11 protein-coding genes are annotated in these 16,939 nt (G+C 29.8%); all 11 read right to left on the reverse strand.

Annotated elements, in window-relative coordinates; all coding sequences use genetic code 4:
- Positions 1 to 18: 18 nt before the first annotated feature.
- The 11 genes from rpsG to uvrA all read right to left on the reverse strand — a co-directional run bounded on the left by rpsG (position 19) and on the right by uvrA (position 16,847).
- A complete protein-coding gene (rpsG, locus tag AC0B4T_RS04050) occupies positions 19 to 489 on the reverse strand; it encodes a 30S ribosomal protein S7 (RefSeq protein WP_465103237.1) in 471 nt (156 codons plus the stop codon).
- 48 nt (positions 490 to 537) lie between these two features.
- Positions 538 to 948: a 30S ribosomal protein S12 gene (gene rpsL, locus AC0B4T_RS04055; protein ID WP_099309117.1), complete on the reverse strand. Its 411-nt coding sequence runs from the start codon at positions 946 to 948 to the stop codon at positions 538 to 540.
- Positions 949 to 1,267: 319 nt separating this feature from the next.
- Positions 1,268 to 2,074, reverse strand: a complete 807-nt coding sequence (locus AC0B4T_RS04060; protein WP_465103238.1) for a hypothetical protein — start codon at positions 2,072 to 2,074, stop codon at positions 1,268 to 1,270.
- The gene (locus AC0B4T_RS04065; protein ID WP_465103239.1) at positions 2,049 to 3,866 is read right to left on the reverse strand and encodes a S8 family serine peptidase; all 1,818 of its coding nucleotides are present in this window, start codon (positions 3,864 to 3,866) and stop codon (positions 2,049 to 2,051) included. Before AC0B4T_RS04065 ends, AC0B4T_RS04060 begins: the two co-directional genes overlap by 26 nt.
- Before the next feature lie 293 nt (positions 3,867 to 4,159).
- Positions 4,160 to 5,344: an IS30 family transposase gene (locus tag AC0B4T_RS04070; RefSeq protein WP_465103240.1), complete on the reverse strand. Its 1,185-nt coding sequence runs from the start codon at positions 5,342 to 5,344 to the stop codon at positions 4,160 to 4,162.
- Between the two features lie 445 nt (positions 5,345 to 5,789).
- Complete coding sequence (mip, locus tag AC0B4T_RS04075; RefSeq protein WP_465103241.1) at positions 5,790 to 8,552, reverse strand: Ig-specific serine endopeptidase MIP; 2,763 nt, start codon at positions 8,550 to 8,552, stop codon at positions 5,790 to 5,792.
- A gap of 17 nt (positions 8,553 to 8,569) precedes the next feature.
- Positions 8,570 to 10,909: a putative immunoglobulin-blocking virulence protein gene (locus AC0B4T_RS04080; RefSeq protein WP_465103242.1), complete on the reverse strand. Its 2,340-nt coding sequence runs from the start codon at positions 10,907 to 10,909 to the stop codon at positions 8,570 to 8,572.
- 177 nt (positions 10,910 to 11,086) lie between these two features.
- Positions 11,087 to 12,019, reverse strand: coding sequence for an NAD(P)/FAD-dependent oxidoreductase (locus tag AC0B4T_RS04085; RefSeq protein WP_465103243.1), 933 nt, complete (start codon positions 12,017 to 12,019; stop codon positions 11,087 to 11,089).
- Between the two features lie 6 nt (positions 12,020 to 12,025).
- Positions 12,026 to 13,012, reverse strand: coding sequence for a prolipoprotein diacylglyceryl transferase (lgt, locus tag AC0B4T_RS04090; RefSeq protein ID WP_465101148.1), 987 nt, complete (start codon positions 13,010 to 13,012; stop codon positions 12,026 to 12,028).
- Positions 13,005 to 13,940, reverse strand: a complete 936-nt coding sequence (gene hprK / locus AC0B4T_RS04095; RefSeq protein WP_465103244.1) for an HPr(Ser) kinase/phosphatase — start codon at positions 13,938 to 13,940, stop codon at positions 13,005 to 13,007. The genes lgt and hprK overlap by 8 nt, the downstream gene beginning before the upstream one ends.
- A gap of 48 nt (positions 13,941 to 13,988) precedes the next feature.
- Complete coding sequence (uvrA, locus tag AC0B4T_RS04100; protein ID WP_465103245.1) at positions 13,989 to 16,847, reverse strand: excinuclease ABC subunit UvrA; 2,859 nt, start codon at positions 16,845 to 16,847, stop codon at positions 13,989 to 13,991.
- Positions 16,848 to 16,939 lie beyond the last annotated feature (92 nt).

A 16,939-nucleotide genomic window follows, 5' to 3' on the forward strand; every position in this document is an offset into this window, starting at 1 on the left:
TTAATATTAACTAAAAGACTATCATCTGAAGTGTGCAAATGCACGGTTAGCTTCAGCCATTTTATGGGTGTCTTCACGTTTTTTAATTGCTCCACCAGTTTTCTTTGATGCATCGATGATTTCATTTGCTAAACGAATATCCATTGTTTTTTCGTTTCTTAATCTTGCATATTGCACTAATCATCTAAGTGCTAATGTTTGTTTTCTACGAGCAGGAACTTCGGTAGGCACTTGATAGTTTGTTCCACCGATTCTTCTGGTACGAATTTCTAGTTGTGGAGTAATGTTTTCAACTGCTTCTAAAAACACTTCCATTGGTTCTCTACTTGTTTTTTCTTTAATTAATTCAAATGCTGAATATAAAATATCTTGAGCAATTGATTTTTTTCCGTCAAGCATAATTTGGTTAATTAATTTTGTAACTACTACTGAGTTAAAAACTGGATCTGCAAGTACTTCACGGATTGGTGCTGATTTTTTTCTTGACATTTTGTCCTCCTTAATTTTATATTAAATTAATTAATAATTACACTTATATTATTTTGCTTTTTTAGTACCGTATAAACTACGACCTTGGTTACGTTTTGCAACACCAGCTGCATCTTGGGTTCCACGTACGATATGGTATCTAACCCCAGGTAAGTCTTTAACACGACCACCACGAATAAGCACAACAGAGTGTTCTTGTAAGTTGTGTCCTTCTCCTGGAATGTAAGCTGTAACTTCCATTTGGTTTGATAATCTAACACGAGCATATTTACGTAAAGCTGAGTTAGGTTTTTTAGGTGTCATTGTTGCAACACGGGTACATACACCACGCTTAAATGGTGAAGCCATTTTTTTAGCTTTTTTAATTAATGAGTTATATGTTAATGATAAGGCAGGCGCATTTTGCTTCTTAGTTTTAGAAACACGGCCATGATTAACTAACTGATTTGTCGTTGACATTGTGATTCCTTTCTTTATATATTTTAATTTGTTAATGTTGTCAATATAAATAAATATAATTTTACAAAGATAAAATTATGATTTTATTATACCATAACAACTGATCCTAGTGTATCATAAAAAAATTTTTTTAGGGCTGCATAATATACATAAAAGTTATTAAGTGTTAATATTTTTACATTAAAACTAAACAAAAATTAACATAAATATTAAATTTATTACTAAAGTATATTAGGAAATTAAATTTTATTATTCATTTTTTTAAATGCAAATAAAAAGTTAACATGTAGTAGTGTTAACTTTTTAGTATTATAAAATATTAGATATTGCTATCTTTGGGGATATTAAAAGTAAAGTTATAATTATCTAAAGAATCTAACTTATTAATAACTATATAATGTATTGTTGATGTTGTGCTTAACGCTTGACTAGCTACACCCCTACCTGACCCTTTTGCTTGAATTTCTACTAATTTATATTCAAGGTTTATGTTTTTATCAAGGATATTAACTTTTTTAATTCAATATCCAGAACCTTTTACAACCTCATTAATGCTTCCAGTGTGATAGTTCAAGCCGTTAACAACTAAAATAGTATTTTTACTAAAATCTGTATTTTTAAAAATATCTTTAATATCTTTGTATTTATCGGAAGCTAAGTCATCATTCGAATTAATTAAACTAAAAATCTTATTTTTATTTAATTTTATATTTTTTTCTTGTCATTTATCAATAACCTCTTTTCTGGCGTCTGATAGCTTTGCACTCTTTTCAGCTCTATCTTTTTCATCATAATTCGTTATAGGTTTATGATATTCATTATAAGCATCATTATGCTTTTTTATAACTTCGGCATGTTCATTTTTAAAAGCATCATCAAAAGAAGAGCTTTGAATTAATCTATTATAATCAACACTAGACCATAAAGCATTATCTATATGCACAGACCTGTTAGGATAATGAAATCTCACAAGTCTTTGTCCATCATCAGTTTTGGATTCAGAGGAGTAAGGATCACTTGTTAAATTAGAACATGAAATAGCAGATAGTGGAATGAGAGTTAAAGAAGGAATAATTAAAGAATAAAATAATCTTTTAAATTTAGTTTTTTGATCTTTTAATTGCATAAGTAAATGCTAAATCCCTTTTTATATCATTGTTATCATATCTTAAAAGATTGAAATTATAATATCCACTTTTTTGAGCTGTAAATTCTACTGTTTCTGTGTTTCTCTCACCTAAAATAGAAGATGTTAATAAATTGTTACTTGGATCGAAAACTTTCAAATCAAAATCAACTATATTTTGCTTATTCCTTACTTCTGCTAATCATGAAATATTTGCTCTAATTGTATCTCCTTTATTTAAATAAATGCTATGGTTTGCAGTGAATTTAGGTCCAGTTTTTTTATGGTATTTAAGATTTTTAACAGCTTGATCCACAAATTCAAACTGAGGTATTCCAAACCCTGTTTCATTAGTATAAACAGCATTTGTGTATCTTGGTTTTACAGATCCTGAAATTATTGCAGATTTAGCAATTATTGAATCATGTGCTAAGTTAAATCAATATGGATTTCTTTGAATGACCATTGATGTTAAAGCAGTAATGACCGGAGTTGAAAAACTTGTACCGCTTCCAGAAAAGAAATGATCGTCAGTTCTAATTGAAAAATTATAAGATCCACCAGATGTAACGGCGGTTATATAGTTTTTATCGCTACCTATTTGACTATAATTTGTTTTAGTTTGTAAATAGTCATTATTAATAGCACCAATAACTATACTATTTTTAGATAAAGCAATGCCTGCTAATGGTTCATAAGCCTCTATAAGTTTTCCATCTTTTTTCCAATCTTCAAAATTATTACCAGCTGATATGAAATTAACAAGTTCTGGGTTTGACTTAATTAATTCATCAAAATAATGTGAATCATTATTATATACTTGACTTTCCTCATTATTTTTTGGATCAAATACACCTCAACTGTTGTTTACTATTTTTACACCTTGTCCTAGGAAGAAATTCATTTCTCCAGCTAGTCCATTTCAACGTGTGTTTAATTCAACACTCCATAAAGTAGCAGTGGGATTTATCCCCTTTTGTCCAACTAAAATTTCACCCACATTATTAGCATGATTGCTATATGATTCTGTATAGAAAAATTCATTTCTCCAGTGAGCTCCATTTCCATATTTTTTGTTTCAGTAAAAAGGTGATAAATCATTATTAATTACACCTTCAGCCTCTAAAATACCAACTTTAATTGGGTTCTTATTTACGTATTCTTTGAAATGTGAAAAAATTGTGTCTTTTGAAAGTCCGACTAAATTATACAAATGGTAGTTGTCAGAACCCCTGTAATCAAAAGCAACTCCTAAATTAAATCTTGGATTGTTATCAGTGTTTATAGATGTGGTTGTAACTACACTTTCATTTTTACGTTTATTAATAAAATCTTGATGAGTATAATTGGTTTTAAAACCAAAAACACTTGAGACATCTTCGTCTTCAGTTCCATATTTATTTATTGCTTCTTTAAACTTATCATAGTCTTGCGAGCTAGTTATAGCTATAGAAATAGTTTTTAAAAAATCACCAATAATATAAACTAAATTTTCTTTCTTGGTTTTTAAATATTTTTCTGCTATAATTTTAATCTTGTCTTTGAGATCTGAATCTGTAGTACCTTTATAAATAATATCAAAGCGCTTAACTCCTACAGCTTTTTGAATACTCATTGCATCTTGAGAATTACTAATTATTGAACTATTGGTAATTTCGTAAAATTTTGAATTTTCATAAGTATTTAAATTGTTTATTAGAGTTTTGTTATTCTGTCCCATAATAACCATAGTTGTAGCAGAACTCATGGCTAAAATAGAAAAGAATAAATATTTAATTTTTTTTGGCTTCATAAGCCTCCTTAATTTTTAATACGATAAATTTACATAATAATTTGGGAATTACTTCCCGTAATAATATTAACATAAATTTATTTATACGTTAGCAAAAAAATTAAATGTTTTTTGGAAAAGTCACTTGCGAGATATTAACAAAATAATTGTCATTTAATTTTAACATAAATTTTACATAAAAAAATGTATGAGAAAACAGAAAACACAGCAGTGTTTTCTCGTCGGTTTTGCTTACTTTTGGCAAAAGTAAGGCCCCTTTGATTGCAATCAAAGGCGGGGGATTAAAAAAAATTTTAGGTTATCTTATATTGCCGGACAACTTGTCGATAGTTATTTATTTTTTCCATCATATAATCAATTTCTTGCTGAGAGTATTTATCTAAGCTTTTTCCTTTGGGAATGTAATACCTAATTAAGCGGTGCATATTTTCTATTGAACCTTTTTGTCATGAACTATATGGTTGGCATTTAAATAATCTTTCAGTTGGAATTACCTGGTGCAATAAGACATTTTCACTACCATTATCAACTGTTAAAGTTTTAATGTCTAAGTTATGTTTCTTGATTAGTTTTAGAAGAGTTTGTTTGATAGCTTTGGAGTTACGTTTTGAAAGCATAGCATAAGACATTCTGGTTTGCCGTTCAATTATGGTCACAATACAATATGTATCATTGATTTTACCAATAACGGTGTCTAATTCAAAATGGCCGTGTTCAGAGCGATCATTAATATAAGCTGGACGTTTTGAAATTTCTGTAGCATATTTTAATGTTTTAGGTTTGGTTTGTTTTTTCTTCCTTATGCCATATTTGCCTTCAGATTTTTTAACAATATGGTCAAAATCAAGGAAATAAGGGTATTTTTTAATTATTTTATAAATTGTACTAGGCGAAGGAGCAAATTCATCAGGAGATAATTTTTTAAAAGAATTCACAAGATAGGTAACTGATTTCTTAACTTCTTTTTGCTGCAAATTCTTTTTATTTCTATTTTTATTGTATGTATTAAGCTCACTATACCAATATTTTCTGTAGGCCTTTCATTTCTCTTTAATTGCATCACTTACAAAAAAGAGTCGCGAAAATGAATAACCTAATAAATGTTCGTATAGCTTAGTAAAATTAAGGGTTTTAACCCGCATTACTCTTTTTGAACACTTAGGGCAAACATAGCGATTTTGTTTATCTAAGCTAAGTGGTCTGCGATTTATAATAATTTTAATTTTGCTTTTTATACTTCGAATGTCTCTATCAAAAATCTTGGCTACTTCTTGGATTGAGAAGCCTTCAGCAAGTTCTTGTAAAATATTATAAAGTTGTTCTAGATCGATTTGATCTGATCGTAATTTTCGTTGTGCCCCAAGAGCTCCTTGCATTTTCAAGATAGTGTTGTAATTCTCTTCAATTTTAAAATGTTGATATTTATTTTCTTTTCGATATTTATCAAAAACACAAATATATTTTTCTAAATTTTTCATATAATTTTAAGGTCTCCTTTATTTTTTGAAAAATTATTAATACAACTATTTTATTACAAGGCAGACAAAAACAATGTCACATGCAAAAAACTTGCATGTGACATTTCCATTTAATACAAAAAAATTAAATTTTGCTAATAGTTTTTATATAGTATAATTATTATTAGACACTCTATTAAATAATATCGTGAATATACATAAACACAAGTAAAACTACTTGTGTTTTATAATTTTCAGTTTCATACTATACAGAAAATAACAAGATATTCAAAAATTATTTCCGCTAAATATTTATTTATATCTACTAATATCATATAAGTATTGAATATCTATGAATCACATAATCCTAATAATGATTTCTATATGTACATTCAAAATTCTAATACCTATCATAAAAGTTTTTAAAATAAAACTATATGCATGTAAATTGCATATAGTTTTTATATTATTTATTAAATTCGTAGCCTGTTGGAACTTTATTAATAGATTCAGGCATTAAGTTTGTTTTCATATTTGAATTTGGATATAGTTTAACTAAGGCTTCTCGGTATGAATTACTTTGATCTTTCCCGCCACCATAAACTAAATCATATTGTGGTAAGTTGTAGGTTCCATAAAGACCTTTATAGTCAAATCCATTTGAACGAATTGCAACCCCTGCTGAAGTAGTTGAAAATTGGAATACTGTAGTTAAAATACCCATGATTTCATTATTTTGATTTCTAATTGCTGAACCACTGGCTCCACCACCAACTTCAAAGTTTTTAAGTAGCATACCAATACCGCTGCTTACATATTCTTTTTTATCATCATGTGATTCTAAATATTTATCTCCCGATGAACGTGGAGCAACGATGAAGTTATCATATACACCAGGTTTATCTTTGAATTGTCTTAAGTTAAGCATATGAGATAACGTTCCACCTTTTTCAAGACGTTTAACGGTTCTTTCATCTGATTTATTAGGTGAAGATACATCATATCAAGTAGATGAAGCATTAGTTCACATAGTATGAGTTGATGCTAAAACGGCTTTTTGATCTGCATCAGTATATTCATTTAAATAAAAGTCTTCAAAACCTTGTTGACGAGCCTTTGGATATGAAACAACGTATAAATTATCATATGCTTTAGTTGCTTCAGGTGATCCAGGTTTGGCAAGTAATGGTTGGTTAATTTTATCAAAATCATTTACGTAATCGTATTTAGGAACTTTAAGTTTTAATTTATCATCTAAATTAGCATAATCATTAGTAAAGAATTTAGCAAAATCTTGTGGGGATTTTATTTCTTCACCAATTTTACGATCCTTATCTTCAAATTTAGTAAAGTCGATTTCAAAAACTGCAAAATCAATAAACTCCTCTTTATCTTTAACAGTATCATCTTTTGAAAGAGTATATGGACTAGTATTTAAAACATTACGGCCATCAAAGATATTTTTAAAGGCTTTTTTGTTAACATCTATTTTATTGAATTTATCTTCAATGCTTAAAACTTTTATAGCATTAAAGATGTGTTTTTGGTCAGTTCGCCCAAGTATATCCATACGGATGCTATCAAGTGTTTTTTCATTTCACCCATTTATAACATGGTAATTAGTTGCAAAATACCATTTAGTTGGATATGAATTATCATCTTTTTTCTCATAGTCTAAAATTCATGCTGTTCCGGCATTACCAACTTTAGATTTAGCTCTATTTTTGTAATTTTTAAATGATTCATAATCACGAACTGTTCTTTCATTAATATCATTCTTTAAACGAGTTAAGATATCTTGTGAAAAAGTTTTTTTAGAATCTACAGCATCATAAAGTTTCTGCCAATGTTCTTTAATAAATGGAGTATATTTAGTTTTATACATTTCCTCAGTTTTAGCAGGATCACCCCCGCCTTCTGCTTCCAACTTTGTAATAATATCTTTAAATACTGCAGCAATCACAGCTTCAGTATTCTTACCTGTTCTATTTGAAACCTTATCATCATCTAAACGCTTTTTAATTTCAGCAACTGCAGTTTTATCATCTAATAAATCTGCCATTTTATAAATATCAAATTCTACTGCTTCTAGAGCTTGTTCAAGTTTAATTTGAATTGCTTCATCATTAGTAAATATTGGTGCTCTAAAACTTAGTAAATATGACTGTAGTGCTGCTTCAGCATAATTATCATTAACTAATTTTCTCGGTAAACCTGTATTTCTTTGTGGACTTGGAGCAGAAGTCTTATAGTGGTCATATCAATGTATGGTGCTTCGTGGTCCCCTGGTCGGAACATCTAGACCAGATACATTTCCTGAAGCATCATATTTAGGAATAACAAACCCAAATTTGGATGCAGTATCATAATCAAGCATATTTAATTCTTTTGCTACTTTATTATATTTTTCTTTTGCTTCATTATTAGTTGTAAAATTTCTTTGGTAAGCATTAGAATCAAGTGCTCTTTGAATATTATTTAAATCATAATCATACTTTTGAACATTATTATATTCAACTGCATATTGAGTTTGAGTTGTTTCACGAGCTTTTTTCTCTTCTTCAGTTTCTAATCTACCTTGGCTATTATAACCATTTTCTTCTGCAAATCCAGTTAATTTATATTGTTTAGTTTCTCCATTGCCGAATTGTATAAAAGCAATTAATCCACTTCTATCATCAGCTAGTCGAACATTTAGTAAAGTTGAAAGAATTCTTTCATCTTTTGGAGCAAACCCAGAACGAGCATTTAAAGCTTGCGACATAGAAAGTTGAGAAAAATCTGTTATTCGTTGGCTAAAGGTAAACCCATTTGAAGTTTGCTGTTCAACTTCAAAATATAGTGTTCCTAAATCATTTAATGATTTAGAATTTACTTGTTGGGTAATTTCTTCTCTCGATAATGGAGGTTGTTGAACAGGAGGGGTAGGGTTTTGTTGTTTTAGTTCTACAATTTTAGAATTAAGTTGATCTAGTAATGTTTTTTCACTTGTTAAAGATGTTTTAATATTTGCATCTAAAGTATTATAAGCAGTTAATGCTGTTGTAACTTTTGGTTCATCAGCCACAACAACTGTTTCTTGAGTTTTGCTTAAAATGTCAGCATGGCTTTGTTTATAAGCAGCAACTGGATCAGAAGGGGTGGGTTTTGATTCTTGCCCACAACTTATAGCAACTACTGGAAATAAAATTCCACCACTTGCTAAGCTTAGTATCAATCTTTTTTTCATTTGTTTTTCTCCTTTAATTATACAATTTCAAATTCATCTTCAGTGCTGGTGTATCTTACGTTATAACCTGCATTTTTCAAGGTGTTGTAAAGGGCAACGGCCCCATCGGTAACAATGATTTGAGTTTGTCTGTTAAATGTACCATCTGAATATTCAATTAAAGTTGCTAAGTGTCTTAATCCGTCACTATTTAAGTTTTGAACGTTTTGTGTTGGACGAATTCTAATGCTTTTTGTATTTTTACCATTGCTAAAGGTAATTTTAGGTCTTGGTTCCATAGGTACAACTGGTTTTGCTAAGATATCATCAAATTGTGCTTCATTTAAATCAGTTGTATTAACTTCTCATACAGCACCATCATTGAATAGTTTAATTTTGTTTAGTTTACGTGTCGATTTTTGTTTGTTAGTAATATCATGAAATTCCATACCTCTTAAAGTTTTTATAGTTGGAATCCGTGAAAAATCAACACCCATAGGGTATGAATTTCCATCACTGCTACGATCAGGTTTTAATCCTGGTCCTCAAGCTCCTTGGAAAATTCTTTCATTATTTCTTGTTCAATAAGCCATTCTTAGTCCATTATTGATAATTGTTCAATCACCAAGTGTTTTGTAATCTTCTGCGTCAAATGCTAAATTATCAAAGGTAATCCGTGAGTAAAATGGAGGTTGGTTTGGATCAGTTGAGAATGTTGTGTTATAATCAGCCATATTAACTCATGCAACTTTATTTAAAGCTCATGGGTTAATTGATCAATCGTCAGCATTAACATTTAATCTATTATTTGATAATAATGAAAGTTCATCAATTTCCTTATCTTTAAGGTATTTTAAAGCAGATGTATTCTTAGACTCAAAGAATAGTTCTAATAATGGAAGTTTTTTAGGTAAGGCCGCAAAGATTTTATCCATGTTTTGATCAGCCCCTGATTTACCAATATTCATAATTCTATATCCGGTGATTTCTTTACCTTTGGCTTGTAAATCAGCGATTAATTTTTCGGCTTTTTTGTATGCATCTGGTTGTACAACATCAATTGTAACCACAACTGTTTTTTCACGGTCAGAACCTTCAACTTTTTCAATTCTAGTATATTCATTAATTGATATACCACGATCAGGAATATCTAAACCTTCAGATTTAAATTGTTCTGTAATATCACGTTTGTTTCAGTTATGGTATTTACCTAACAGCACATCTTCAGAACTTCTTCAATACCATGTGTTATTACCCATAACACGGTAAACTTGGTTGTTACGTTTATATTCAGCTTGAACAGTATTAACAACTGGTTCATGAGTTGATGATGTTCATTCACCATTTGCATTAACATAAACATCACCACCATATTCAGGAATAATATAACCATTTGCTAAACTATCTTTTTCAGTTTGAGATAGTTTAGTAATTTTTTTAGGATCAATATGCATTAAGATTAACATCTTACCTAGTTCTCTGGTTTCAGTGCCGATGCTTCTAGGTCATGTTAATGTCTCTTTCATATTTCATCACTTATCTAATTGTTCATCTGTAACTGAATCTAAAAGATATTGTTTAACATTTTCTTTCGAAGTTAAAAGCATATGGTATCTAAACCATAAATTACCAAAGTGTTCAGATACATTGCCATCCTTCGCAATTTGGGCTTGTTTTGCTTCGATATCTCTATCGTCTTGCAATGAACTAATATATGGAGTTGTATATGCTCCTATTTTTGTAGCCTTGCTTTGTGCAGCACCTGTACTCTTTGCAATATTTTCAGCAGTTAAGGCATTTTTTACATTAATAACATCAAAAGTAATTTCAGCATAATATGGAATCCGATTAGTTATTCCTTTTTCTACGTCCGATTGTTCATATTGACGTTTTGGAATTGTTTGAATATCTGCTTCAAATTCAATATCTTCAATTTTGATTTTGCGAGTTTCTCTAATAGGTTTTTCAGGTTCTGGTTCAGGAACTACTGTTGGAGGTATTTCCACATCTTTCTTTGGTGCATCTTCAATTGGATCAGATGCTGAAGGTGGTAAAACTTCTTGCTCCTTTTCTTTTTCTTTTTCTGGATCTTTAATAATTGGATTAAAAATAGTTTGTGGTGGTGTCTCTTCGACAGGTGGGGCCACTATTTTTTCTTCTTGTTTGGCTTTAGGTAAGTTATAATCAGTTGCACTAGTTTTTGAATTAGTTTGATCAACTTTTTCAGCTTGAAAATTTGGAGTAGCCTCCGTATCAATTCTAAATTTAAATGGCTCTGTTGTAGTTTGTGTTTGTGCAATAAGTGTTGTGGTAACACCAGTAAACACAAGTCCACTTGAACCAATCAATAAGAATAATTTTTGTTTACGTTTTAACATTATTTCTCCTTTATTACTTATTTATAAATCAAATATAATATAATTATATTATAAATTACAGATTTTTGGTTTTTTAATTACAAACATCTAAGGCTTTATAAATATCTTTTTAGTTACTTTTTTACTGGAACCAAACTGATTATAAAAAAATATGCGATAAATTTCGCATATTTTTGATTATAGTGAATTAAGTAAATCTGAGATTTTTTTAGCCGCAATTGCTCCGTCAGAAGCGGCAGTAACAATTTGGCGAATTTCTTTTTGACGAATGTCTCCGGCTGCAAAAATTCCTTTAACTTTAGTTTGCATGTTCTCATCTGTAATAATAAAACCACGCTCATCTAAAATATCTAAATCTTTAACAAAGGTTGTTGTTGCTTCCATTCCAATATAAGGGAAAAATGATGCAATTTCAATAGTTTGCTCAGCTCCGTCAATCAAGCTTTTAATAACTGCTTTTTCTAAGGAATTAGTACCAGTTAATAAAGAAATTTGTGATTCCTTAAAAATAGTTATATTTGAAGTTTTATATAGATCTTCAACGAGTTTTTTTTCAGCTGTAAAATCTTTTTCACGTATTACAAAATAAACATGTGAAGCTATTTTTGTTAAATAGGTTCCTTCTTCCACAGCTGAATTTCCTCCACCTAAAACTAATGCCGGAGAACCTTTAAATAAAGGACCATCGCAAATTGCGCAAAAACTAATTCCACGGTGTAAAAATTCATGATACCCATTTATAAAACTTGGCTCTCTGTTTTTCATTCCAGTTGAAATTAAAATAGTTTTTCCATATACTGAAGAACCATCCGCTAATTTAACTTCCTTGTCAAAATCACCGTGATTTACAATTTCAACAACTTCCCCGTATTTATATTGGGCACCAAAACTAGTAGCATGATCCATAAATTGAGTTGCTAATTCCCAACCATCAATAATTTCTGTACCAATTCAATTTTCTACTTTATTGGTTTGTGATAGTTTACCTCCTGGAGCACCTTTTTCAATAAATGCTACTTTTAAATTTGCTCTTGAAGCGTATAAAGCCGCATTTAAACCTGCAGGTCCACCACCAATAATCACTAAATCAAATGTTGTTTTTGTTTCCATTAATACCTACTTAAATACTGTATATGTTAATACTTTTTTGAAAATATTACTAAATGAACTAATGTTTACATATGCATAGTAATATTCAGGATTTTTATATTCATAATGTTTAAAAATTTTATATTTAACATTTGTGACGTATTTTACACGTGATCAGAAAGCAAAGTAAATGAAGATAAAACTTCCTGATAATGCGAATAATAGTGCCACAATAGAATAGAATAAATATGATTCTTGTCTTAGTGGTTCTAAGGCAAGCCGCACAACACCGTATCATAATAAATATAATCCGGCTGTTGCGCCTGGTTTAAATGTTCAAAATAAATTAAAAATTCATACGATGATTAAATACCCAACTAAGTTTGCTAAACCTTCATATAAGAATAATGGATATCTATAAGCCCCTTCTAATCCTAAAGAATCGGTATAAGCATCGGCAATATACATATTATCCGCAAAACTTTTACCAAAAATTATAGAGCTAGCTCCAGTTCAGTCAATTTTTCCATAAACCTCATGGTTTCCATAGTTCCCAAACCGCCCAACAAACTGCCCAACTAAAATAGTTGGAATAATAATAGAAGTTGCTTTACGTATATCAACAAGATGCCTCTTAGTATAAGCATAAGTCATATCGGCTATAATGGTGAAGAAAACTCCACCTTGGATACTAAGACCTCCATCTCATATGGCATACCAAGCGGACCCTTTAAAAGGTTCACTATCATATATAAGTTCCTCAAATACAAACCCAAGACGTGAACCAATAATCCCCATTGGTATGGTGATCAAGATAAGCCCGTATAAAACCTCAATATTCATTTTTTCCCTTCTTCAGAAGTAAAAAATGGTTAAGATAGCAGTTAAATATCCTAACATAATCATTAATGAATATGTATAGAATTGAAAAGAACCAATGGTAAATAAGATACTTGGGGTCCCTTCCCGAAATGCTACTTCAGGAACATAACTAGGTCCATTTAAATTATTCATTTTCTTTTAACCTCCTATTTTCTATTTCTTTAATTACATTTAAACCATCCCGCTTTGAAAGATAAAATCCAACAGCAGTTTCAATTAAAGATGCAGCTGAACCGCCTTCTTTAATTGGAATTTGAATTTTATGGATATATCTTCCAAAGATTGGATATTTTAAAAAATCTAAACCTAAGCGGTCAAATTCGTATTGTTTATCAGTTTTAACTAATTCAACAACTAAATCAATTACAGATGATTTGGCAACAGATTTAACTCCATAAATATGTTTTACATTAATCATCCCAATTCCGCGTACTTCAAGTAAATGTTCAGTGATTCTGGGGGAGCGACCTATAAAGATATTACCTCCATCACCAATTAAAACAGAATCATCACTAATAAACACATGTCCTCGTTGAATAAGTTCTAATACCGCTTCTGATTTACCAACCCCGCTATTACCAATAATTAAAACACCAGTTCCCCCAATTAAGACTAAACAAGCATGCACTTGTGTTTCATCTAAAAAGTGGTTATTAAGATATGACCCTACATTTGAAGTTAGTAATGAAGAACTCATTTTAACTTGACATACTGGTACTCCATATCTACTGGCAGATTCAATAATTCAATTTAAAGCTGGTTTGGCCACACCTCTTGATAAAATTACCAAAGGTGGTTGTAATTTAAAAACGTGATCAATAGCTCTAATTGATGCATTTTTTCCTATTTTTTGAAATCATAAAGATTCGCTAGTCCCCCAAGAAATAACATTATTTTTCAAGCGATCATAAGCTAAAAATGCAGCTAATTCCAAACCAACACGTTTAATAGCTGGTTGATAAATATAATTATAATTAATTTTAGTTGCAGGATCATTTAAAACCTTTCAACCAAAAAATTTAATTAATTCAGCAACGCTCACTTTCTTTTTCTTATTCATATGACCTCGATTTTTACAATATGTTATTATTATACAAGTTATTAATATTTATTTTTGATTTCGTGAAAATATTTTTTCAAGGAATTGACCGGTAAAACTATGAATATTTTTGGCCACCTGTTCAGGAGTTCCTGTAGCAACTATTTTACCACCATGAATTCCACCACCGGGGCCTAAATCAATTAAATGATCGCAAGATTTAATCACATCTAAATTATGTTCAATAACAACTACTGTGTCTCCGTTATCCACAATATGATTGAAAATTTCGATTAATTTTTTAATATCATGACTATGTAATCCAGTAGTTGGTTCATCTAAAACATAAATTGTTTTTCCAGTAGGTTTACGTTGTAAATGAGTTGCTAATTTAACCCTTTGCGCTTCGCCTCCAGATAATGTTGTTGAGATTTGCCCTAATTTAATATATCCTAAACCAACATTTTGTAAAAACATTAATTTTTCAATAATTTTAATTTTAGAATCAAAGAAAACGATTGCTTCATCCACGCTCATTTCTAAAACATCATTAATATTCTTTTCTTGATATTTAATTTCTAAGGTTTCTTTATCGTAACGTTTACTATCACATTGATCACATGTAATATATACGTTAGGTAAAAAATGCATTTCAATTACTAAAAAACCATCACCACTACATTTTTCACATCGTCCACCTGGAGTATTGAAACTAAATCTCCCTTTTGTGTAGCCTCTTATTCGTGATTCTTCAACATTAGCAAAAATTTCACGAATATCATCAAAAACACCAGTATATGTTGCTGGATTACTGCGCGGAGTTCTTCCGATTGGGCTTTGGTTTACTTGCACAATTTTATCAACATTGATTAATCCATCAATGTTTTTGAAATCAGCCTTTTTATGGCTTAATCCTTCAGCAATACCTTGCATTTGTTTATATCCATTAACTAAAATATCATTAATTAATGTGCTTTTGCCACTTCCAGACACACCAGTTACACCAACTAATTTTCCTAAAGGTATTGTAATATCAATGTTTTTTAAATTATTTTCTTTAGCTCCTTTAATAGTAATTGTTTTACCATTACCAGAACGTCTTGAAACAGGAATTGGTATTTCTCATTCACCAGATAAATATTTCCCTGTAATTGATCTTTCGCTAGAAATAATATCTTCAATACTTCCTTGACCAACTACTTCACCTCCTGATTCGCCAGCATGAGGTCCTATATCAATAATATGATCTGCGGCAAAAATAGTATCTTCATCATGTTCAACTACAATTAAAGTATTTCCTAAATCAACCATCTTTTTCATAGTTTCAATTAATCGCAAATTATCGCGCTGGTGCAAGCCAATCGAAGGTTCATCAAGCACATATAAAACACCACTTAAATTTGCACCAATTTGGGTTGCTAATCTAATGCGTTGTGCTTCTCCACCTGATAAAGTTTCAGCACTTCGATTTAAACTTAAATAATCCAAACCAACATTGTTTAAAAAAGTTAGACGATTAATAATTTCAGTTGTAATGATATTTGAGATTGTTTTACTATATTCATCAAGATTATTAACTAAATTTTCAAAAGTAATTAAAGCATCTGAAATTGATAATTTAGTCATTTGATAAATATTTTTATTATCAACTTTAACGCTTAAAGCAGCTTGATTTAACCTTGCTCCTTTACATACATTGCAAGTAACTGAACTCATATATTTTTTAAGATAGTCACGGCGGTGTTCAGAAGCAGTTTCAAAATACAATCTTTCAATTTTAGTTAATATTCCTTCGATAAATTGCTTTTTACGGTATTTATTATTAGATGAAGAAACTAACATATATTCGATTTCTACATCTGAACCATAAAGAATATATCTTAGTTTACCTTGTGGAATTTCATCAATTGGTGTATCTAGTGAAATTTCATAATGGTCTAATAAAGCTTTAAATTCTTGTCATTCTAAATTAGGAGTATTGATAAAGTTTTCAAAATATTTAATAGCTCCATTGCCAATAGTTTTTCATGATTCAGGAATTAAAGCATCAACAGATGCTCTTGTTTCAAAACCAAGACCCTTACAATTATCACACATCCCAAAAGGTGCATTAAATGAAAATAATCTTGTATCAATTTTAGAAATTGAGAAATCTTTGTGAATACATGAATGTAATTTAGAAAAATTGAAAATTTCTTTAGTTTCAACATTTTCAATTTTTATAATACCCTCACTTTTTTCAGTTGCTATATTTATAGCTTCTGAAATACGGTTGTAATTTGCTTCATTTAAAACTACCCGATCAATAACTAAGTCGATTGTATGTTTATGGTTTTTATCAAGTTCAATTTTATCCCGTAAACTTAAAATTTCTCCATTAATCTTTGCCCGTAAATAACCTTCATTTTTTAATTTTTCAAGTAAATTAATATGAGTTCCTTTATCGCGATCCACTAAAGGAGCATAAATAATTAACTTAGTTCCTTCTCCTAATTTATAAATTGAATTTAAAATATCTTTAGTAGTCTGGGATGTAATTTCTAAATTATGTTTAGGGCAATATGCTTTCCCAATGCGTGCATATAAAAGTCTAAAGTAATCATAAATTTCTGTAACAGTACCAACTGTTGAACGAGGATTATTATGAACAGTTTTTTGTTCGATAGCAATTGATGGATTTAATCCATCAATTTTTTCAACATTTGGTTTCTTGGTTCCGCCTAAAAAAGTTCTCGAATACGAACTTAGAGAATCAACATATCTGCGCTTACCTTCTTCATAAATTGTGTTAAAAGCTAATGAACTTTTGCCACTACCACTTAAACCAGTGAATACCACTAGTTTGTTTTTTGGAATTTCTAAAGAAATATTTTTTAAATTATTTTCTCTAGCACCAGCAATTATTATTTTGTCATTTGTTATACTCATTTATACTCCATATAAAATACTTTATATATTTTAACTTGTTTTTTAAAATTTAAAAATTACATGTTTAAATATCTTAGTTTCTTTTGTTATAA

The sequence above is a fragment of the Mycoplasma sp. 10961 genome (assembly GCF_055523525.1).